Below are 20836 nucleotides of genomic sequence, written 5' to 3' on the forward strand. Positions count from 1 at the left end.
GCGTACGGCCGCTCTTAGAGGACGAGCAGCTCTTTGGTCGTCCGGGTGAGAAGTTCCGGCCCGCCATCACGCGCCACGAGCGTGTCCTCGATGCGGACACCACCCTTGCCGGGAAGATATACCCCGGGTTCAACCGTGACCGGAACTCGGTCCTCTATTCTAGCGTGCTCGTGGTCAGGCTCTGGCTTTCGCGGAGACAGGAACGGCAACTCGTGGATCTCCAGCCCGACTCCGTGACCGAGACCGTGCTTGAAGAACTCCCCGTATCCCGCCTCGGCGATCAGGTCGCGGGCTGCGGCGTCCACCTCGTGGAATGCCGCGCCGATCCGCACGGCCCGGCGGCCGGCCCGCTGGGAGGCTCGGACCAGGTCGTACAGCTCGCGCTGCCAACCGGCGGGCTCGCCGATCGCCACGGTTCTGGTCATGTCGGCGTGGTAGCCCCGGTACAGCGCCCCGAAGTCCATGGTGACCAGGTCTCCACGCTCCAGCGGCCGGTCCGAGGGCGAGTGGTGCGGGATCGCGCCGTTGGGCCCGCTCGCGACGATCGACTCGAAGGCGAGTCCGTCCGCGCCCGACTCGACCATCCGGCGCTCCAGCGCCCTGGCGACCTCCTTCTCGGTCAGCCCCGGACGCAGTTCGGGCAGGACCTCGGCGAAGGCCCGGTCCGTGAGCTCGCACGCGGTGCGGATGAGATCGATCTCGGCCTCGTCCTTGATCTGGCGCACCGACTCCACCAGCCCGGACAGGCGCGGCAGGTCCCCGCCCAGCCGGAAGTAGTCGGCGACGGGCATGTGGTCGGCCTCGACGGCGACCCGGCCGGCCAGCGTGGCCAGGGCTCCGGCGACGTCGCGTTCCTCGATCACCTCGATGCCCGAGCAGACCCTCCGGGCGGTCTCGAAGTAGCGCGAGTCGGTGGCCAGCGTGGCAGCGGTGTCGGCCCGGACGAGCACGGCCGCGTTGGAACTGTCCAGGCCGGTCAGGTAGCGCACGTTGACGCCGTGGGTGACCAGGATCGCGTCCGCCTCGTGAGCGGCGAGCAGGGTGGTCAGACGCTCACGGCGCAGGGCATGGGTGAGGCTCATGTCCCGCATGCTATTGACCCTTTACGCCGGTGTCGTTACGTTCCCAAGGAACGTTAGGAAGCTTTCCTAACTTTCCCCCCTACCAGGAGCGCCGATGCGACGCATTCTCGCCGCCGTAGCCCTCTTCGCACTCGTGTCAGCCGGGAGTCCCGCCGCGGCCGACGACACCACCGGATTCACCAGGGTGGACCAGGTCGGGTTCGCCCGCCCGCCTTACGCCACCGGCGCGGTCGTGAAAGGTCAGGACGCGAGGCCCCTGACCTTCTCGATGAGCCGGACGCGCTCCTCGTGCGTACGGCCGAGCGGGGCGACGTTGATCGTCGTGACGCCCGACTCCCGCATCGCCTGGAGGCGCTCGCGGACGTGCCCCTCGGAGCCGATCAGGGACATCTTCTCCAGCAGCTCCTGTGGGACGAGCGCGGCGGCCTCGTCCTTCTTGCCGTCGAGGTAGAGATTCTGGATCTGCTCGGCCTCCTTCTCGTAGCCGTAGCGGCGGGCGAGGTCGTTGTAGAAGTTCTTGCCCTTGGCGCCCATGCCGCCGATGTAGAGGGCGGCCATCGGGCGGCCCAGCTCCAGCCAGTCCGAGACGTCGTCGCCGATGGCCAGCGATGCCTGGGCGATCACGTCCAGCTCGCCCAGGGCCGGGTCCCGCTTGGCCCGGCCCGCCGCCAGGGAGGCGCCCCAGACGTCGGCGGCCTTCTCCGGCATGTAGAAGATCGGCTCCCAGCCCTCGGCCAGCTCGGCGGCCAGCTCGACGTTCTTGGGGCCGATGGCGGCGATCACGACGGGGATGCGGTCGCGGAGCGGGTGGTTGATGAGCTTCAGCGGCTTGCCGAGGCCGGTCCCCTGGCCCGCGGGGAGCGGCACGGTGTAGTGCCTGCCCTCGTAGTTCAGGCGCTCACGCCGCCACACCTGACGGCAGATCTCGATGACCTCGCGGGTGCGTCCGAGCGGGGCGTTGTACGGGACACCGTGGAAGCCCTCGATGACCTGCGGCCCCGAGGCGCCCAGGCCGAGGGTGAAGCGGCCGTCGGAGACGTAGTCCAGACCCGCCGCGGTCATGGCCAGCAGGGCCGGGGTCCGGGAGTAGATCGGCAGGATGCCGGAGGCGATCTGCAGCCTCTCGGTCTTGGCCGCGATGTAGCCCATCTGGCTGACCGCGTCGAAGCTGTAGGCCTCGGCGACGAAGACGATGTCGAGACCGGCCTTTTCGTAGTCGGCCAGTTCGGCCACCGTCTCCTTGAAGCCCCCCGAGTAGCTCAGGGCCATACCGATACGCATCGTGAGATCGTCCTTCCGCAGCGCCGACGAAACCGAATGTTGTTCCGTTGCCTCGGTAACAAAGGCTATCGACTCACCGCCGAAGCACCAAGCCCCGCACCGCCGGGCCGGTAACCTACGCATTCCGGGGTAGGGGATCTTCGAGGGGGACGAGGAGGGGTGTGCTGAGGCGATCGATCGTCGTGGTGGCGGGAGTGCTGGCCCTGACCCTCGGAGGGCACCGGCTCCTACCGGAGCTGGGCGGATTCACCCCCGTGCTGGAGAGCCTCCTTCCCTGGCTCGGCGTCGCCGTACCCGTCCTGCTGGTCTGCGCGCTGGCCACCCGCTCGTGGCAGGTGATCTTCGCGGCACTGCTCCCGGCGACCGTCTGGGGCCTCATGTTCGGCCCGGCGCTGCTGCGCAGCCCGCCCGGCGGCCCCAGCGACCTGTCGGTCGCCACGCTCAACGTGGGCGCGGCGAACGCCGACTCGGCCGAGGCCGTACGGTCGGTCTCCAAGGGCCGTGACCTGGTCGCGGTGCAGGAGCTGACCCCCGGAGGCCCGGCGGCGAAGGTCCTCGACGACCGCTTCCCCCACCGCTACCGGATCGCCACGGTCGGCCTGTGGAGCCGATTCCCGATCGCCGAGGCCCGCAAGGCCGACATCGGCCTCGACTGGGCGCGGGCGCTTCGGGCCGTGGTCGTGACCCCCAAGGGGAGGCTGACCGTTTACGTCATGCACCTCGCCTCCGCCCGGCCGGGCCATACCGCGCAGCGTGACGAGACCCTCGCCCACGCCCGCAAGATGATCGACAGGGACGACAGCGCGCGTCTGCTCCTGCTCGGCGACCTCAACACCGCCACCACCGACCGCAAGCGCTCCGGCCTGGTGCCGCCGCTGTCGGACGCCCAGCAGGAGGCCGGTACGGGGTTCGGCTTCACCTGGCCCGCGTCCTTCCCCGTCACCCGCCCCGACCACATCCTCTACCGCGGCCTGACCGCCACCGGCGCGGGCGTCGAGCGGGCCGCGGGCAGCGACCACCGCGCCGCCGTCGCCTCGCTGCGCCTGAGCCCACAGAGATCAGACGAACCAGATAAATAACACCCAGCGGGCTCGGGCGGCGAGACAGGAACGGCCCCGTAGCACCGACAGGTCCGCCTGTTCGGGACTCAGCGGGATCGGGGTCTTGGCCGGTAAGGCCGATGAGACCAATGAGGCCGGAACGGGCAGGTGGCGCCGGCAGGTGACCCCGGCGGACCTGCCGGGGTCAGCGGGGTCGGGCGGCTCGGGCGGCGAGGTCGGAACGGGCCTGTAACGCCAGCAGGTCCGCCGGGGTGTCGATGTCGGCGGGGTCCGCCACATCGTCGCAGCGGACCGCGACGACCAGCTCGGGATGGGCCTTCAGGAACGGGCGGGCTCCGGCGTCGCCGGTCGCGAGCCGGAAGACCTCCTCGAAGTGCTCCCTGGCGATCAGCACCGGGTTCCGCCGCGCCCCGCCGTAGGTGGCGACGGCGACCGAGGCGCCCTGCCGCGCGGCCTGGATGAGCCGCTCCACCGCCGCCGGGCCGACGAACGGCTGGTCCACCAGGGTGATCACCACATGCTCGGCGGTGACGGGGATCGCGCCCAGACCGGCCCTGAGCGAGGAGCCCATCCCCGAACTCCACTCCGGGTTGCGGACGGTCACTGCCCCCGGCACCCGGACGGCGGCCGCCCCGAGCACCACGACCACGGGCCGGCAGCCGCCGTCCCGGAGCACCCTGACCCCCCGGTCCACCAGCCGCTCCCCGCCGAACTCCACCAGTGCCTTCGGCGTGCCGAGCCGCGAGCCGGACCCGGCGGCCAGCAGCAGCCCCGCGCTCGCCGTTCCCGCGGATCCCTCCTCGGTGGTTTCCCCCGGCACCTCTCCGGCCGTACTCATGCGCCGGGTCCATCACCGTGAACCGGGCCGGCACCGTGAACCGGGCCGGCACCGTGAACCGGGCCATCGCCGTGGATCCGGCCGGAGCCGCCGGTCAATGGCCGGCCCGAGCCGCCCCAGCGCAGCTGGATCAGCTCGGCGGCGATGGAGACCGCGGTCTCCTCGGGCGTACGCGCCCCCAGGTCCAGGCCGATCGGCGAGCGGAGCCGTTTCAGCTCGGCCTCCCCCAGCCCCGCCTGCGCGAGCCGGGCCAGCCGGTCCTCGTGCGTGCGGCGCGATCCCATGGCGCCGACATAGCCCGCCGGGGTGCGCAGGGCCACCTCCAGCAGGGGGACGTCGAACTTGGGGTCGTGGGTGAGCACGCAGATCGCGGTCCGCTCGTCCACGGTGGTCGAGGTGAGGTAGTCGTGCGGCCACTTGACGATCACCTCGTCGGCCTCGGGGAAGCGCTTGGCCGTGGTGAAGACCGGCCGGGCGTCGCACACGACCACGTGGTAGCCGAGGAACTTGCCGATCCTGGCGACCGCGGCGGCGAAGTCGATCGCGCCGAAGACCAGCATCCGGGGCGGCGGCGCAAAGGACTGGACGAAGACCGACAGCTCGTCGAGCCGCCGCTCCCCCCGGGCCCCGTACCTGCGGACGCCCGTCAGCCCCTGCGCCAGCATGCCCCGTACGTCGTCGTCCACCGCCTCGTTCAGCCGGCTCCCCCCCAGCGAGCCCGAGGAACGGTCCGGCCAGATCACCCGGCGGGTACCCACCGTGCCCGGCCCGGACAGAACCGTCGCCACCGCCACCGGCTCGTGCCCGAGCACCGAGGCGGCGACCGAGCCCAGCTCGGGGAAGGTCTCTCTGGAGACCGGTTCGACGAACACGTCCAGGATGCCGCCGCAGGTCAGGCCGACGGAGAAGGCGTCGTCGTCGCTCACGCCGTACCGCTGCAGGACGGGTGTGCCGGAGGAGACCACCTCCTGGGCCAGCTCGTAGACGGCTCCCTCGACGCAGCCGCCCGAGACGCTGCCCTCCGCCTCGTTACCGAGCACCGCCATGGACGCCCCCGGCGGCCGGGGGGCGCTGCGGAAGGTGTCGACCACGGTGGCCAGGCCGAACGTCTCTCCTGTCTCCCACCAGCGCAGGACCTGCGACAGAACATCACGCACGTGTGCCTCCCAGCAGCATTGCCAGCTCTTCGAAGGCGGCCAGGCTGTGCCCGGCCACGAAGTCGTCGATGTGCGGAAGGGCCGCACGCATACCGGCGGTGAGCGGCTGGTAGCCCTCCTGCCCCTTGTGCGGGTTCACCCAGATCACCCGGTGTGCCGTCCGCGACAGTCTGGCCATCTCCGCTCCCAGCAGCGAGACGTCGCCGCGCTCCCACCCGTCGGAGGCGATCACCACTGTCGCGCCGGCCGCGTCGTTCAGCGCCAGGAGCCGCCGGAGCTCCTCACCCAGCCGGGTGCCGCCGCTCCAGTCGGGAATGGCGTGGGAGACGGCGTTCATGGCGGCGGCCGGATCACGGTGGCGCAGCTCGGCGGTGATCCGGGTCAGCCGGGTACCCGCGCTGAACACCTCGGTGGCCCGGGGTTCCGACCTGACCAGCGCATGGGCGAGGCGGAGCAGCGAGTCCGCGTACGGGGTCATCGAGCCGCTGACGTCGACCAGCAGCACCACCCTGCGGGGCCTGGTCCGGTGCGCGCGGTAGCGGAGCCCGGCGATCTCGCCGCCCCTGCGCAGGGTCTCGCGGATCGTCGCCCCGCCGTCCAGTCGCCCTCGGCGCGAGGGTTTGAAACGTCGCGACCGACGCCGCTCCCGGCCCACCCGCAGCAGGGCGAGCAGCCGGTGCACCTCGGCCAGTTCCGGCCCCGTCATCCTGGCCACGTTCCGGGTGCGCAGCACCTCCGTCGCGCTCGCGGTCGCCGCGAGAGCGGGGCTCTCGTCGCCCTCCTTTGGATCGGGACCGGTCTGCGGCGATGTCGCGACGTTCCGGGTGACGGTGATCGCCGTCGATCTCGCGCGGACCGCGCGCCGCCCTGCGAAGTAGGCCGCGAAGACCCGGTCATAACGGGGCAGGTCATCGGCGGAGGCGCACAGCGTGAGCCTGCCCGCCCAGTAGACGCCGGCGGGTTCCATCGCGTCCAGGTGGGACAGGGCGCGGAGCAGGCCCTGGGTCCGCTCGTGGTCGGCGGGCACCCCCGCGGCCCGCAGGGTCCTGGCGAAACCGGTCATGACCGCGACCAGATCCTCGCCGATCCCCGCGACGGGGAAGGCGCCGTCGCTCCTGGCGGGCGGCCGACCGGGGCCCCGATCCGCCGGGGCACCGTTCAGGCCCACCGCGGGACCGATCGCACCGGCGGGGAAACCGGGGCCGTCAGCGCCGGGCCGCACCGAAGAATCCGTTCCCGAGCACCGCCGCGTGGTCCTCCCTGTGCTTGAGCAGGGCGCCCAGCGTGGCGGCCGCCAGATCGGGGTCGAGCTCGCGAGCCCCCAGGGCCAGCAGGGCCTCGGTCCAGTCGAGGGTCTCGGCGATCCCCGGCGACTTGATCAGATCGACCTCGCGGAGCCGTCCCGTCGCGTGGGCGACCTGCTCGGCCAGGATCGCGGAACAGCCGGGGAGCCGCCTGCGCAGGATCGCCACCTCCCGCTCGAAGGAGGGGTGTTCCAGCCAGTGGTAGAGGCAGCGCCGTTTCAGGGCGTCGTGTACCTCGCGGGTGCGGTTGGAGGTCAGTACGACCACCGGCGGCCTCGCGGCGCGGACCGTGCCGAGCTCGGGGATGGAGATCGCGAAGTCCGAGAGCACCTCCAGCAGGATCGCCTCGAACTCCACGTCGGCGCGGTCGACCTCGTCGATGAGCAGTACCGAGGGCTGGGTCTCGACCGCCTTCAGCAGCGGCCTGGCGATCAGGAACCTCCGGTCGTAGACCTCCCCCTCCAGCCGGGCGGCGTCGGTGATCCCACCGGCCTCCGCCGCCTTCAGGTGCAGCAGCTGGCGGGCGAAGTCCCAGTCGTAGAGCGCCTGGGAGGCATCCAGCCCCTCGTAGCACTGCAGGCGGATCAGCGGCGCCCCGAGCAGCGTGGCCAGGGTCCTGGCCAGCTCGGTCTTGCCGACGCCGGCCTCGCCTTCGAGGAGCAACGGGCGCCCCATCCGCAGCGCGAGAAAGGCAGCCGTGGCGAGCCCGGTGTCGGCCAGATACGACTGCTCGTCGAGCAGCTCCGCCAGCTGCGCGGGTGACCGCACATCAGATGCCTCGATTGTCCGCCTGACCGCCACCACCTCAGGTTACGCCCGGTGGCCACGTTCTCGCGTTCCCGCGTTCCCGCGTTCCCGCGCCGCATCCGCGGCACCGGGAGACGGCGTCATGAACCGATCCGGCGAGACGGCGTCGGGTATCGAGGGCCGACAGGCCTATCGCCGCCCCTCGAAGAAGTATCCTCACCCCCTGTGAAGAACCTCCTCGACCAGATCAACACCCCGTCCAGAGTCGTCGTGGTGGCGTTCCTGGCCGTGGTCCTCACCGGTACGGTGCTGCTGTCGCTGCCGGTGGCGGTCGAGGGGGGCCAGCACGCCTCGTGGACATCGGCCCTGTTCACCGCCACCTCCGCGGTGTGCGTGACCGGGCTGGCCATGCACGACACCGCGGCGCACTGGTCGCTCTTCGGCGAGATCGTGCTCATGGTGCTGATGCAGATCGGCGGCTTCGGGATCATGACGCTCTCCTCGATCCTGGCCCTGATCGTCTCCGGCAAGCTCGGCCTGCGCGCCCGCCTCAACACCCAGGCCGAGACCAAGACCCTCGGGGCCGGCGACGTGCGACGACTGATCGTGGGAGTCGCCAAGATCACGCTGGTAGCCGAGGTGCTGACCGCCGCGGCGCTCGCCGCCCGCTTCGTGATCGGGTACGGGGATCCTGTCGGCCTCGCCATCTATTACGGGATTTTTCATGCAATCTCAGCATTTACCAATGCCGGGTTCGCCCTCTGGTCGGACAGCGTCATGGGGTTCGTCACCGACCCGTGGATCTGCCTCCCGCTCGCGCTGGCGGTGATCGCCGGAGGTCTCGGCTTCCCGGTCTACGCCGTCCTGCGGGAGAACTGGCGTCGCCCGTCGCGCTGGACGCTGCACACCAAGATCACGCTGTGGATGACCGCGGTGCTGCTGCTCGGCGGGACGCTGGCCGTCACCGTCATCGAATGGAACAACCCCGGCACGATAGGGGGCCTCTCTCCGGGACTACGGATCATGGCCGGGTTCTTCCACAGCACGATGACCCGCAGCGGCGGCCTGAACTCCGTGGACACCTCCCAGATGAGCGAGAACTCCTGGCTGATCAGCGACGTGCTGATGTTCATCGGTGCGGGCAGCGCGGGCACCGCGGGCGGCATCAAGGTGACGACGTTCGCACTTCTGGGCTTCGTGATCCTCGCCGAGCTGCGCGGCGAGCCCGACGTCTCGGCGGGCCGCCGCCGCGTCCCCGAGCAGCTCCAGCGCCAGGCCCTGACGATCGCGCTGCTGAGCGTGGCGTCGGTCGCGGTGGGAACGTTCGCGATGATGACGGTGACCCCCTTCAAGCTCGACCGCGTACTGTTCGAGGTGATCTCCGCCTTCGGCACGGTCGGGCTGTCGACGGGGATCACCGCCGACGTCGGCACCGCGGGGCACCTGATCCTGACCGTCCTGATGTTCGTCGGGCGGCTCGGCCCGGTGACCCTGGGCGCCGCGCTGGCACTGCACGTCCAGACCCGTCGGTTCCGATATCCAGAGGAGCGTCCCCTCGTTGGTTGACAAGAAGAGCCGCGGCGAAGCGGTCGTGGTCATCGGTCTCGGGCGGTTCGGCGGCGCTCTCGCGGCGGAACTGGTGAGCCGCGACGTCGAGGTGCTCGGGGTGGACAACGACCCCAAGAACGTTCAGCACTTCTCCGGCAGGCTCACCCACGTGGTGTGCGCGGACTCCACTGACCCGGACACCCTCCGGCAGCTCGGCATCGGGGAGTTCGGCCGGGCCGTGGTCGGCATCGGCACCGACATCGAGGCGAGCATCCTGACCACCTCGGTCCTGACCGACCTGGGGGTGCCGGACATCTGGGCCAAGTCGATCAGCCTGCAGCACAGCCGGATCCTGCAGCGGGTCGGCGCGCACCGCGTGGTACAGCCGGAACACGACATGGGCGAGCGGGTCGCGCACCTGGTCATCGGGCGGATGCTCGACTATCTGGAGGTCGACGAGGGCTACGCCCTGATCAAGACCATGGCGCCCGAGTGGGCGGACGGCAAGAGCCTGGGACAGCTGGGCATTCGCGGCGAGTACGGGGTCACCGTGGTCGGTATCAAGAAGCCCGGCGGCGGGTTCACCTACGCCACCTCGGAGACGGTGGTCCAGAGCGGCGACATCCTGCTCGTCGCGGGCGACACCGACAAGACCGAGCGGTTCGCCGAGGAGACCTGAGCACGGAGCGCCTCGGCGGAAGGACCCGGGCACGAAGAACCTCGGCCAGAAGGACCCGGGCACGGTGGCCCGGCGGGTCTCGCCGGATCCGGCGGCGTCCAAGGCGGTGACGGCGATGTCCAGGCGGTGACGACGGCGTCCAGGCGGTGACGACGGCGTCCAGGCGGTGACGACGGCGTCCAGGCGGTGACGACGGCGTCCAGGCGGTGACGACGGCGTCCAGGCGGTGACGACGGCGTCCAGGCGACAGGACCGCCGGCGGTTCAGCGGGCCTCGTCAGCCTCCCCGCGCTCCCTGATGAGGGCGGCGAGCTCGCGGACCTGGCGCGCCGTGCGCTTCTTCTCCGACCCCTGCAGGCCCATGGCACCGACCGTGATTCCGTCGGCGAAGTCGATCTTCGCCCAGGGCTCGTGGTCGGTCAGGGTGACCCCGAGCACCTCGGCCCACTCGTAGCGGCGTACCCGCAGCGGGTTGACGACGGTGATCCCTCGCTCGTCGGCCTCCACGCGGCACCGCCCCAGCAGGTGGAGTGCCCCGACGACCAAGGCGCCCAGCACGAGCATCCCGATCCTGTCGGCCAGCGTGAACGGCGGCGGCAGGAAGATCGCCATCAGGAGCGCGCCGAGCGCGATCACGCCCGCGAAGCCGTATGCCACGATCCGCCCGTTCTTGGGGCGCCAGACGACGGGCAACGGGGGCGGGGAGACGCTCTCCGGGCTCACTTTCAGATCACGATCCTTCGGGAAACCACCGGTCAAAACGGCTGCGACAGCTGGTCACGGTGCCGATGGAAACCTATCGCACACCCCCGCCGCACCGATCACGCGGCGCGGCGGGGGTGAGTCCGGCGATGCTCTAGGAGCGGAGTTCCCGCAGCAGCAGCGCCGTCTCCAGCGCGGCGACGGTGGCCTCATAGCCCTTGTCCTCGTGACTGCCGGGCAGACCCGACCGGTCGACGGCCTGGTCGATGGATTCGCAGGTCAGCACACCGTTGCCGATCGGGACCCGCTCGTCGAGGGAGATCCGGGTCAGGCCCGAGGTGACGGAGTCGCAGACGTAGTCGAAGTGGGCGGTCTCACCGCGGATCACGGCTCCGAGGGCGACGACCGCGTCACAGCGCCCGGCCAGGGCCTGCACCACGACCGGGATCTCCAGCGATCCCGCCACCCGGACCACGGTCACCGCCGCGCCGCTGTCCTCGCCTGCCCGCACGGCTCGCGCCACGAGCTGATCGGTGATCTTCTCATGCCACCTGGCGGCCACGATGCCGACGGTCAGCCCTCGCGCGTCCACTGCCGACGCCACCGGTCGTCCCATGCCGCTCATCTGATCAGCTCGCTCCGCTCGCGGTTCGCATTCGCGAACACCCCGTATCCACCGGCTCTCTCGCCACGCTCACTCATTCGCTCTCCTGCGGAATGTCGTGACCAAGGCGGTCGCGCTTGGCCGACAGGTACTTCTCGTTGTACGGGTTCATCACCACGGGCATGGGCTCGCGGCCGATCACCTTGATGCCGTAGCCGTCCATGCCGCGCAGCTTGGCCGGGTTGTTGGTCAGCAGCCGGATCGACTTCACCCCCAGGTCCGCGAGGATCTGCCCGGCGTTGGAGAACTCCCGCGCGTCCACCGGCAGCCCGAGCTCCAGATTGGCGTCGACCGTGTCACTACCGGCGTCCTGGAGGCTGTACGCCCGCAGCTTGGCCAGCAGCCCGATGCCACGCCCCTCGTGCCCGCGCAGGTAGACGATCACGCCTCGGCCCTCGGCGGCGATCCGGGACATCGCGTGTTCCAACTGCACCCCGCAGTCGCACCGCAGCGACCCGAGCACGTCACCGGTCAGGCACTCGGAATGCGCCCGGACCATGACGTTCTCGCCGTCCTCGATGTCACCGAAGACCAGGGCCAGGTGCTCGCCGCCGTCCACCGAGCTCGCGAAGCCGTAGGCGCGCCACACGCCGAACCTGTTCGGCAGCCGCGTCTCGGCGACCCTGGTCACCATCCGCTCGGTCCTGCGCCGGAACTCCACCAGCTGCTCGATCGAGACGAGCGCCAGGTCGTGCTCGTCACAGAAGACGCGCAGCTCGGGCAGGCGCATCATGGTCCCGTCGTCGTTGACGACCTCGGCGAGCACCCCCGACTCGCTCAGCCCGGCGAGCCTGGCCAGGTCCACGGCAGCCTCGGTGTGGCCGCGCCTGACCAGGACACCGCCCTCCCGGTAGCGGAGCGGGAAGACGTGACCGGGCCGTACCAGCTCGGACGGGTCGGTCGCGGAGTCGGCCAGGAGGCGGATCGTGCGGGCCCGGTCGGCGGCGGAGATTCCGGTGCTCACCCCGTCCCTGGCGTCCACGCTGATCGTGTACGCGGTGCGCAGGCGCTCCCTGTTGTCGTGCACCATCAGCGGCAGGCCGAGCCGGTCGAGGTCCTCACCGCGCATCGGCACGCAGACCACGCCGCTGCTGTGCCGGATGGTGAAGGCCAGCAGTTCCGGCGTGGCCTTGGACGCGGCGAAGATGATGTCACCCTCGTTCTCGCGGTTCTCGTCGTCGACGACCACGACCGCCTTGCCCTCGCGGGTGTCGGCGATCGCGCGTTCGATCGGGTCCAGCTTGATCACACGGCCTCCTCGGGGACGAGCACGGCCTGCGGCCTGTGCTCCTTGAGCCAGTTGACGAATCCGACCGGGACGGGCACGAGGGCCTCGAATCCCGCTTTCGCCAGGTTCACCGCCGCTCCTCCCGATCTGCCGGGGCGTACGCGCCGACGAGCTTCTCGACGTGCTTGGCGATCACGTCGACCTCCAGGTTCACCGGGTCTCCAGGTTGCTTGGCGCCGAGGGTGGTCAGGCTCAGGGTGGTGGGGATGAGGCTGACGGTGAAGCCGCCGGAGCCGACGCTCACGACGGTCAGGCTGATGCCGTCGACCGTGATCGACCCCTTCTCGACCACGTAGCGGTCGAGGTCGGGCGGGAGGGAGATCCGGACGACCTCCCAGTGCTCGCCGGGCTCCCGCGACAGCAGGACGCCCGTCCCGTCCACGTGACCCTGCACGATGTGGCCGCCCAGTCGCTGGTCGGCGCGGACCGCGCGCTCCAGGTTGACCGGGGAGCCGGGCCTCAGCGTGCCGAGGGAGCTGCGGTCGAGGGTCTCCTTCATCACGTCGGCGGTGAACACCTCACCGTCCACGTCCACCACGGTCAGGCAGACGCCGTTGACGGCGATCGAGTCGCCGTGCCCGGCGTCCGAGGTGACCGTCCTGCCGCGGATCGACAGCCGGGCCGCGTCCCTCAGCTGCTCGATCCCGGCGATCTCTCCCAGTTCTTCGACGATTCCGGTGAACATTCACAGCTCCTTGCAGGGGACCGCGCGAAGGCGGGCGGCCGAGGTGTCGCGGGACCGGAGGCGGAACGTCGCCGGCGGGCGGAAAGCCGCGCGAGGGCTGACGGGGCATGCGCTCGGAGAGCGGGATAAGCCGACGTGCCCGGTCAGGGAATGGTGGGGGCCGGCGGTGCCGTGCCCATGGGGGGCGCACCCGGCCACTGGGCGCGTCCGCGTCCGATCAGTCACCCGAGGTCTCCTACTCGCCAGTAGCTGTCTGCCACGGCGGGCCCCGGGGAATTCGATGGGTGCGTACACCCGATCAGCGGAGGGTGCCAGAGGGCACTCTCCGCTCGCGCGCTTCCTCCCATCCGGACTCTAACCGTCGGTCCTGGAGTTTCACCAGGTCAACCGGTCGATGGCTTCGACCGGGTCGCGGACTGTAACCGCCGGCTCGGAATTTCACCGACCCCGGAGCACGCTGCTCTGTCTTGCTTCGGGAGGCGCGCCACAGGCGGCCCGCTTCCCGTACACCAGTGTGCCATGTCCGGCAAACCGCACCACACACCACTCCAGCATATGGACCGAGCGAGCACTTGGTCCAGCCACGCGGCGCGCCCGGCGATCACCTTCCAGGTCGCCGAGTCACCGAATCCGGTCCGAACAACCCGTGATCCATACGCCGCCTCCCCGGTAAATGGTTAATTACGCTACGAGAGGGGGTCCGGACGCGCATGTCCCGAGTCTGTGACACAAGCGGAACAGGATCCAGACCGGGGTGTCACGACCAGGTCATCAAAGTGTCACAGATCCGTGAAAAGCGGCTTTTAAGTGCCCCGATTCTTTCACTCCACCCCCCCGCCGCGTCAACGGAATTGAAGCTACAAACCGGTGGAAATTACACAACAATAAAATGAGTAAGGACCAGGCCATTGATTTGACCTTGACTGTTTTGCGATGGTTCCAAGGATCAGGCTCAGCCATGCTCGTTGGGAGCGCCCGCACGATGACCATCCCTGCACCAGCAGCGACCACCGCCGGGGAACCCCCCGCGGTGAAGACACCGGAGACGGTGGGCCGCTCCCCCGGCCAGTTGATGTGGCTGCGCTTCCGCCGCGACCCCACCGGCATCGCCTCGGCCGGCGTGGTGATCTTCTTCTTCCTCGTCGCGATCCTCGCGCCGGTCATCTCCTGGCTCTACGGGAAGGACCCCTACACCCTCTACGGCCAGGACACCCCGGGACTGCTGAACGACTTCGGCTACCCGGTGCTGCCCAACGGCGGGATCAGCTCGGACTTCTGGTTCGGCATCGAGCCTGGCCTGGGCCGGGACGTGTTCATGCAGCTCGTCTACGGGATCAGGACCTCGCTGCTGATCGCGATGGTCGCGACGGTCCTCATCTCGGCGATCGGCATCGTCATGGGCATCGTCGCCGGGTACGCCGGGGGCAGAACCGACTACTTCATCGGCCGCCTGATCGACATCGTCCTGTCGTTCCCCTCGACCCTGTTCATCATCGCGTTCATGCCGGTGGTGGAGAACCTCTTCGTCGACCCCTCCGAGGAGACCCCGGTCTGGCTGCGGGCGGTGACGCTCATCACCCTGCTGACGGCCTTCGGCTGGGCCGGCATCGCCCGGCTGCTGCGCGGCCAGGTGCTCTCCATGCGCGAGCGGGAGTTCGTCGAGGCCGCCAAGGTGACCGGAGCCTCACCCTCCCGGATCATCTTCAAGGAGCTGCTGCCCAACCTGTGGACGCCGATCCTGATCCAGTCGACACTGCTGCTGCCCGCGATGGTGACCGCCGAGGCGGCCCTGTCCTTCCTGGGCGTCGGCATGATCGAGCCCATCCCCGACTGGGGCCGGATGTTCCTGCGGGGCACCCAGGTCTACCAGAACGACATCACCTACCTGATCTTCCCCGGCGCGGCTCTGCTGCTCTTCGTGATCGCGTTCAACCTTCTCGGTGACTCGGTCCGCGACGCCTTCGACCCCAAACTCAAGCGTTAGATCCGATAGGAGAGAGATGAAAGTCCGTACGCGGTCAGCGATGGCCGTACTCGCCATAGGCGCGCTCGCACTCACCAGCGCGTGCGCCGAGGGCAACCAGGGCGCCCCTGCCGCCCCCAGCGGCTCCGCCGGTGCGTCCGCCCCCGCAGTGGAGCCCTTCAAGGCGCCGACCATCACGGTCGGCACCGCGGAGGACTCCAAGGGGCCCGCCATCGAGCCGGAGGGCGTCGTCAAGGGCGGCACCGTCACGATGATCGACCGAGACGACTTCTCCCACCTCGACCCCGCCCAGCTCTACGTCAACACCGAGACGAACTTCTCCCTCCTGATCGCGCGTACCCTCACCGGCTACAAGCGCACCGCCAAGAGCGAGTACAAGCTGGTCGGCGACCTGGCCACCGACACGGGCACCCCCTCCGACGGCGGCAAGACCTGGACCTTCACCCTCAAGGACGGCGTGAAGTGGGAGGACGGCACGCCCATCACGTCCGAGGACGTGAAGTGGAGCATGGAGCGGACGTTCGCCTCCTTCGTCACCCAGGGCCCGACCTACATCCAGCAGTGGCTGACCGAGGTCGACCACAAGAAGGCCTACCAGGGCCCCTACGACGGCAAGCGCCTGGACAGCATCGAGACGCCAGACGACAAGACGATCGTCTACAAGTTCAAGACGCCGCACGCCGACGCCAACTACGCCTTCGCCATGGGCGGCTACGGCATCGTGCCCAAGGCCAAGGACACCAAGGAGAAGTACGACAAGGCCCCCGTCTCCAGCGGCCCGTACATCATCAAGAACCACGTGGTCGACAAGTCCATCGACCTTGAGCGCAACCCGAACTGGGACCCGGCCACCGACCCGATCCGCGGCGCCTACCCGGACAAGTGGCGGCTGGAGTTCGGCCAGGAGAACCTGCAGATCACCGACCGCCTGATCGCGGACGCGGGCCCGGACCAGACCGCCTTCACCTTCTACGCGACCGTTCCCCCGGAGCGGCTGCAGCAGGTGCTCGGCGACCCCGCGCTGGCGCCCCGCCTGATGAAGAGCCCCTCGCCGTACGGGAACTACTACTACTTCAACCTTGACCGGATGAAGGACCCCAAGATCCGCCAGGCCATCAACCACGCGTGGCCCTCCAAGCAGATCCAGCAGACCATGGGCGGCCCGCAGGCGGCCGCGCTGCCGACCACGATCCTCAACGAGAACACCACGGTCGGCTACCAGCCCTACGACCTGTTCGGCAAGACGACCAAGCCCGAGGGCGACATCGAGAAGGCCAAGCAACTGCTGGCCGAGTCGAGCAACCCGACGCCGACCATCGTCTACGCCTACAACCAGACGCCGGTCCAGGAGCAGGTCACCGTCGTGATCAAGAGCGCCCTGGAGAAGGCCGGCATCAAGGTCGTCGCCAAGCCGCTGGACCGCAAGACCTACTACGACTCCATCGGCCTGGTGAAGAACGAGTTCGACCTGTACTGGGGCGGCTGGGGCGCCGACTGGCCGTCCGGCTCGACGGTCATGCCCGTCATCTTCGGCCCGATCGCCGACGGTGCGCCGAACTACTCGCACCTGAAGGACGAGGCCATCACCAAGGAGATGGACGAGATCACCGCCATGACCGACATCGACGCGCAGAACGCCGCGTGGATGGCGCTGGACAAGAAGATCCAGGAGACGATCACCCCGCTGGTCGTCGCCGAGAACCGGATCGCCAACACCCTGCACGGCTCCAAGATCGGCGGCGCGGAGATCGACCCGCAGTCGTGGGTCGTCCAGCCGAACAGGATCTTCGTGAAGCCGTAACGCCCACGAAGCCTTAGGAGACACCGGCGGCCGTGGCCTCGCGGGAGGAGACACCTCCCCCGCGAGGCCACGGCCAAGGGGCCGTCAGGCCCCGGCAGCGGTCCCAGCCACCTCGGGAAACAGGCAATGCTTCCATTCATCACTCGCCGCACGCTCGGCGCCGCGGTCACGCTTCTGATCATCGCCGCGGTCACGTTCTTCCTCTTCTTCGCCGTGCCCGCCGACCCGGCGAGGCTAGCCTGCGGCAAGGTCTGCCCGCCCGATCTCCTGGAGCAGGCGCGGCACAACCTGGGACTGGACCAGCCCCTGTTCGCCCAGTTCGTGGCCTGGCTGGCCGGCATCTTCGTCGGCCGCGACTATGAGAACCTGGGCCACTGCCCGGCTCCCTGCCTCGGCTACTCGTTCGTCAACCGCGAGCCGGTGTTCGAGACGATCCTGGACCGGCTGCCGGTCACCGTCTCCCTCACCATCGGCGCGGCGGTCGTCTTCCTGCTCTTCGGCATGGCGACCGGCATCATCGCGGCCCTGCGCCAGGGCAAGCCGCTGGACAAGATCGCCAGCGTGTCGTCCCTCATCGGCGCCTCCGTGCAGATCTACTTCATCGGCACGCTCGCGCTCTACTTCTTCGTCTACAAGAACCAGATCCTCCAACGGCCCCAGTACCTGCCGTTCACCGAGAATCCCATCGCCTGGGCGAGCGGGCTGGCGCTGCCCTGGGTGGTGCTGGCGATCATCTTCACCGCCAACTACACCCGTATGACGCGCTCGACGATGGTGGAACAGCTCAGTGAGGACTACGTCCGCACCGCGCGGGCCAAGGGCATGTCCGGACGGACCGTCGTGCTGAGATTCGCCCTGCGCGGCACCCTGACGCCCATCATCACGATCTTCGGCGTGGACCTCGGCACGCTGATCGGCGGCGCGATCATCACCGAGACCACCTTCGGGCTGCAGGGACTCGGACGGCTCTCCATCAAGGCCGTCTGGGACTCCGACCTACCCCTGCTGATGGGCACGGTGCTCGTGGCGGCCGGGGCGATCGTCTTCTTCAACATCGTCGTCGACATCCTGTACGCCTTCATCGACCCTCGTGTCCGGCTGAGCTAGGAGTTCTGAAGAAAGTGGCAACTCCCTTCCTCTCGGTCCGTGACCTGACCGTCGACTTCCACACCGAGGACGGCGTCGTCCACGCGGTGGACGGGCTCTCCTTCGACGTGGAGAAGGGCACCACGCTGGGCATCGTCGGCGAGTCCGGGTCGGGCAAGTCGGTGACCAACCTGACCGTGCTCGGCCTGCACAACCCGGAGACCACCACGATCAGCGGGGAGATCCGGCTGGACGACGAGGAGCTGATCGGCGCCTCCCGGTCCACCATGGAGCGGCTGCGCGGCAACAAGGTCGCGATGATCTTTCAGGACCCGCTGACCTCGCTCTCGCCGTACCACACCATCGGCAAGCAGATCTCCGAGGTCTACCGCAAGCACACCGGCGCGAGCCGCGCCGAGGCCAGGGCCCGCGCGATCGAGATGCTGACCCGGGTCGGCATCCCGCAGCCGAAGACCAGGGTGGACGACTACCCCCACCAGTTCTCCGGCGGCATGCGGCAGCGCGCGATGATCGCGATGGCGCTGGTCTGCGACCCCGACCTGCTGATCGCCGACGAGCCCACCACCGCGCTGGACGTGACGGTGCAGGCCCAGATCCTGGACCTGCTCAAGGACCTCCAGGACCAGATGGGCACCTCGATCATCCTGATCACCCACGATCTCGGCGTGGTCGCCAACACCGCGCACGAGGTGCTGGTGATGTACGCCGGGCGCGCGGTGGAGCGCGGGACCGTCAAAGAGGTCCTCCGCGAACCCCGCCACCCCTACACCTGGGGCCTGCTGGCCTCCATGCCCCGGCTGAGCGCACCGGTGGACGTGCGGCTCCGGCCGGTCCGCGGCACCCCGCCGAGCCTGATCAACGTCCCGCCCGGCTGCCCCTTCCACCCGCGGTGCGACTTCATGGAGGTGGCAGGCCCTGAGCTGTGTCGCTCGGAACGGCCGGAACTGTCCCCGCACCGCGGCCACGGCGACGCGTGCTACCTGACCCTCGCCCAGAAGCGGGAGATCCACAAGTGAGCGAGACACCCCACGAGCCGCTGCTGGAGCTGTCCGGCCTGAAGAAGCACTTCCCGGTGATGGGCGGGCTCGTCGTCAAACGGCAGGTGGGCCGGGTCCACGCGGTGGACGGCATCGACCTGACCGTGCACGCCGGCGAGACGCTCGGCCTGGTCGGCGAGTCCGGCTGCGGCAAGTCCACCGCCGGACGGCTGGCGGCCCGGCTGCTCGAACCCACCGAGGGCGGCATCCGCTACGCCGGCCGTGAGATCGGCCGCGCCGGTCGCAGGGAGCTGAAGCCGATCCGGGCCGAGATCCAAATGATCTTCCAGGACCCGTACTCGTCGCTCAACCCCCGGCACACCGTGGGCACCATCATCGGCGGCCCGATGGAGATCAACGGCATCGATCCGCCGGGCGGCAGGACCAAGCGGGTCCAGGAGCTCCTGGAGATCGTCGGGCTCAACCCCGAGCACTACAACCGCTTCCCGCACGAGTTCTCCGGTGGCCAGCGGCAGCGTATCGGGGTGGCCCGCGCGCTCTCCCTCAACCCCAAGCTGATCATCGCGGACGAGCCGGTCTCGGCCCTCGACGTCTCCATCCAGGCGCAGGTGGTCAACCTGCTCCAGCAGCTCCAGCGGGACATGGGGATCGCGTTCCTGTTCATCGCGCACGACCTGGCGATCGTGCGGCACTTCTCCCAGCGGGTCGCGGTGATGTACCTCGGCAAGATCGTCGAGGTCGCCGACCGCGCCTCCCTGTACGAGCGTCCTCGCCACCCCTACACCCACGCGCTGCTGTCGGCGGTGCCCGAGGTGCTGGAGGACGACGAGCCGCGCGAGCGCATCCGCCTGGCGGGGGACGTGCCCTCCCCCATCAACCCGCCGTCCGGCTGCCGCTTCCGCACCCGCTGCTGGAAGGCCCAGGACAGGTGCGCGACCGAGGAGCCTCCGCTGGTCAGGCTGGAGGGCAACAGGGAAGGTCACCTGACCGCCTGCCACTTCCCCGAGGAACCGACCGTACACGGCCAGGACGTGGTGCTGGATCCGGCGCTGCAGAGCTGACACCGGCCGTCTCCGGTTCTCCCGACCGGTGATCCCCGGCTCCAGGTGACGAACGGCGGAGGGCGGACCTCGTAACGAGGTCCGCCCTCCGCCGTTGAACGGACCCGGCCCACGTGACACGCCCCCGGCGGGGACCTGTGACCGAGGACGGCCGGCGAGAAGCGCGGCTCAGCGGCCGGCGGCCAGGGCGCGCAGGCCGTCGACCGCGCGGGCCGGGTCCTCGGCGCCGTAGACGGCGCTGCCCGCCACGAAGACGTCGGCGCCCGCCTCGGCGCAGCGCTCGATCGTCGTGTCGGAGACGCCTCCGTCCACCTGCAGCCAGACCTGCCCGCCGTGGCGGTCGACCAGACCGCGGGCCCGGCGGATCTTGGGCAGCACCATGTCGAGGAACTTCTGCCCGCCGAAGCCGGGGTCGACGGTCATCAGCAGCAGCATGTCGAGCTCGCCGAGCAGGTCCTCGTACGGCTCGACGGGGGTGGCCGGGTTGAGCGCCAGGCCGGCGCGGGCACCGGCCGCGCGGATCTGGCGCAGCGTGCGCACCGGAGCGGCGGCCGCCTCCACGTGGATGGTCACGCTCCCGGCACCGGCCTCGGCGTAGGACGGGGCCCAGCGGTCCGGGTCCTCGATCATGAGGTGGCAGTCGATCGGCGTCGAGGTCACCTTGAGCAGGGACTCGACGACCGGCAGCCCTAGGGTCAGGTTGGGGACGAAGTGGTTGTCCATGACATCCACGTGCAGCCAGTCGGCGTTGGGGACCGCCTCGGCCGCCTCGGCGAGGCGGGCGAAGTCAGCGGACAGGATGCTGGGCGAGATCTGTACGGCCATAATTGGCCGATTCTACGAGGCGGCG

19 protein-coding genes and 1 riboswitch are annotated in these 20836 nt (G+C 69.7%); of the genes, 8 read left to right on the forward strand and 11 right to left on the reverse strand.

Going from position 1 to position 20836, the window contains the following annotated elements; all coding sequences use genetic code 11:
• Positions 1-14: 14 nt before the first annotated feature.
• Entirely contained in the window at positions 15-1082 is a 1068-nt protein-coding gene (locus tag OIE13_RS17855; RefSeq protein WP_326638306.1) for a M24 family metallopeptidase, read from the reverse strand.
• Between the two features lie 240 nt (positions 1083-1322).
• Positions 1323-2363, reverse strand: coding sequence for an LLM class F420-dependent oxidoreductase (locus OIE13_RS17860; RefSeq protein WP_326638305.1), 1041 nt, complete (start codon positions 2361-2363; stop codon positions 1323-1325).
• Between the two features lie 161 nt (positions 2364-2524).
• Here OIE13_RS17860 and OIE13_RS17865 point away from each other — a divergent pair, with 161 nt between their 5' ends.
• Entirely contained in the window at positions 2525-3442 is a 918-nt protein-coding gene (locus OIE13_RS17865) for an endonuclease/exonuclease/phosphatase family protein (protein ID WP_326638304.1), read from the forward strand.
• A 166-nt stretch (positions 3443-3608) separates the two neighbouring features.
• Here the strand turns inward: OIE13_RS17865 and OIE13_RS17870 are convergent, their stop codons facing one another.
• Genes OIE13_RS17870 through OIE13_RS17885 form a run of 4 tightly spaced genes read right to left on the reverse strand, consistent with a single transcriptional unit; the run spans position 3609 to position 7524 of the window.
• Positions 3609-4262: a nucleotidyltransferase family protein gene (locus OIE13_RS17870; protein WP_326638302.1), complete on the reverse strand. Its 654-nt coding sequence runs from the start codon at positions 4260-4262 to the stop codon at positions 3609-3611.
• Complete coding sequence (locus tag OIE13_RS17875) at positions 4259-5419, reverse strand: XdhC family protein (protein WP_326828433.1); 1161 nt, start codon at positions 5417-5419, stop codon at positions 4259-4261. Before OIE13_RS17875 ends, OIE13_RS17870 begins: the two co-directional genes overlap by 4 nt.
• Entirely contained in the window at positions 5412-6641 is a 1230-nt protein-coding gene (locus OIE13_RS17880) for a vWA domain-containing protein (RefSeq protein WP_326638298.1), read from the reverse strand. Before OIE13_RS17880 ends, OIE13_RS17875 begins: the two co-directional genes overlap by 8 nt.
• A complete protein-coding gene (locus tag OIE13_RS17885; protein WP_442811553.1) occupies positions 6625-7524 on the reverse strand; it encodes an AAA family ATPase in 900 nt (299 codons plus the stop codon). Before OIE13_RS17885 ends, OIE13_RS17880 begins: the two co-directional genes overlap by 17 nt.
• A 171-nt stretch (positions 7525-7695) precedes the next feature.
• On the opposite strand from OIE13_RS17885, the gene OIE13_RS17890 reads away from it, so the two are divergent.
• Positions 7696-9036 (forward strand): TrkH family potassium uptake protein, encoded by a 1341-nt coding sequence (locus tag OIE13_RS17890; RefSeq protein ID WP_326638297.1) that lies wholly within the window; start codon positions 7696-7698, stop codon positions 9034-9036.
• Complete coding sequence (locus OIE13_RS17895) at positions 9029-9697, forward strand: potassium channel family protein (RefSeq protein ID WP_326638296.1); 669 nt, start codon at positions 9029-9031, stop codon at positions 9695-9697. Before OIE13_RS17890 ends, OIE13_RS17895 begins: the two co-directional genes overlap by 8 nt.
• A gap of 263 nt (positions 9698-9960) precedes the next feature.
• Here the strand turns inward: OIE13_RS17895 and OIE13_RS17900 are convergent, their stop codons facing one another.
• The 4 genes from OIE13_RS17900 to OIE13_RS17915 form a co-directional block, all read right to left on the reverse strand.
• Positions 9961-10419: a PH domain-containing protein gene (locus tag OIE13_RS17900; protein ID WP_326638294.1), complete on the reverse strand. Its 459-nt coding sequence runs from the start codon at positions 10417-10419 to the stop codon at positions 9961-9963.
• 133 nt (positions 10420-10552) lie between these two features.
• A complete protein-coding gene (gene ribH / locus OIE13_RS17905; RefSeq protein ID WP_326638292.1) occupies positions 10553-11023 on the reverse strand; it encodes a 6,7-dimethyl-8-ribityllumazine synthase in 471 nt (156 codons plus the stop codon).
• Between the two features lie 73 nt (positions 11024-11096).
• The gene (locus tag OIE13_RS17910; RefSeq protein ID WP_326638291.1) at positions 11097-12311 is read right to left on the reverse strand and encodes a bifunctional 3,4-dihydroxy-2-butanone-4-phosphate synthase/GTP cyclohydrolase II; all 1215 of its coding nucleotides are present in this window, start codon (positions 12309-12311) and stop codon (positions 11097-11099) included.
• Positions 12312-12417: 106 nt separating this feature from the next.
• Positions 12418-13035, reverse strand: coding sequence for a riboflavin synthase (locus tag OIE13_RS17915; protein WP_326638289.1), 618 nt, complete (start codon positions 13033-13035; stop codon positions 12418-12420).
• A 329-nt stretch (positions 13036-13364) separates the two neighbouring features.
• Positions 13365-13495, reverse strand: a riboswitch (FMN riboswitch).
• A 498-nt stretch (positions 13496-13993) separates the two neighbouring features.
• Between OIE13_RS17915 and OIE13_RS17920 the strand changes: the two genes are divergently transcribed.
• The 5 genes from OIE13_RS17920 (at position 13994) to OIE13_RS17940 (ending at position 19986) form a co-directional block, all read left to right on the forward strand.
• Positions 13994-15019 (forward strand): ABC transporter permease, encoded by a 1026-nt coding sequence (locus tag OIE13_RS17920; protein WP_326638287.1) that lies wholly within the window; start codon positions 13994-13996, stop codon positions 15017-15019.
• A 16-nt stretch (positions 15020-15035) separates the two neighbouring features.
• Complete coding sequence (locus tag OIE13_RS17925; RefSeq protein ID WP_326638286.1) at positions 15036-16820, forward strand: ABC transporter substrate-binding protein; 1785 nt, start codon at positions 15036-15038, stop codon at positions 16818-16820.
• Between the two features lie 126 nt (positions 16821-16946).
• Positions 16947-17927, forward strand: a complete 981-nt coding sequence (locus tag OIE13_RS17930) for an ABC transporter permease (RefSeq protein ID WP_326638284.1) — start codon at positions 16947-16949, stop codon at positions 17925-17927.
• 14 nt (positions 17928-17941) lie between these two features.
• Complete coding sequence (locus OIE13_RS17935; RefSeq protein WP_326638282.1) at positions 17942-18943, forward strand: ABC transporter ATP-binding protein; 1002 nt, start codon at positions 17942-17944, stop codon at positions 18941-18943.
• Positions 18940-19986 (forward strand): ABC transporter ATP-binding protein, encoded by a 1047-nt coding sequence (locus OIE13_RS17940; protein ID WP_326638280.1) that lies wholly within the window; start codon positions 18940-18942, stop codon positions 19984-19986. The genes OIE13_RS17935 and OIE13_RS17940 overlap by 4 nt, the downstream gene beginning before the upstream one ends.
• A 168-nt stretch (positions 19987-20154) precedes the next feature.
• Here the strand turns inward: OIE13_RS17940 and rpe are convergent, their stop codons facing one another.
• Positions 20155-20811 (reverse strand): ribulose-phosphate 3-epimerase, encoded by a 657-nt coding sequence (gene rpe / locus OIE13_RS17945; protein WP_326638278.1) that lies wholly within the window; start codon positions 20809-20811, stop codon positions 20155-20157.
• Positions 20812-20836: the final 25 nt, after the last annotated feature.

Source organism: Streptosporangium sp. NBC_01810, assembly GCF_035917355.1.
Lineage (GTDB): Bacteria > Actinomycetota > Actinomycetes > Streptosporangiales > Streptosporangiaceae > Streptosporangium.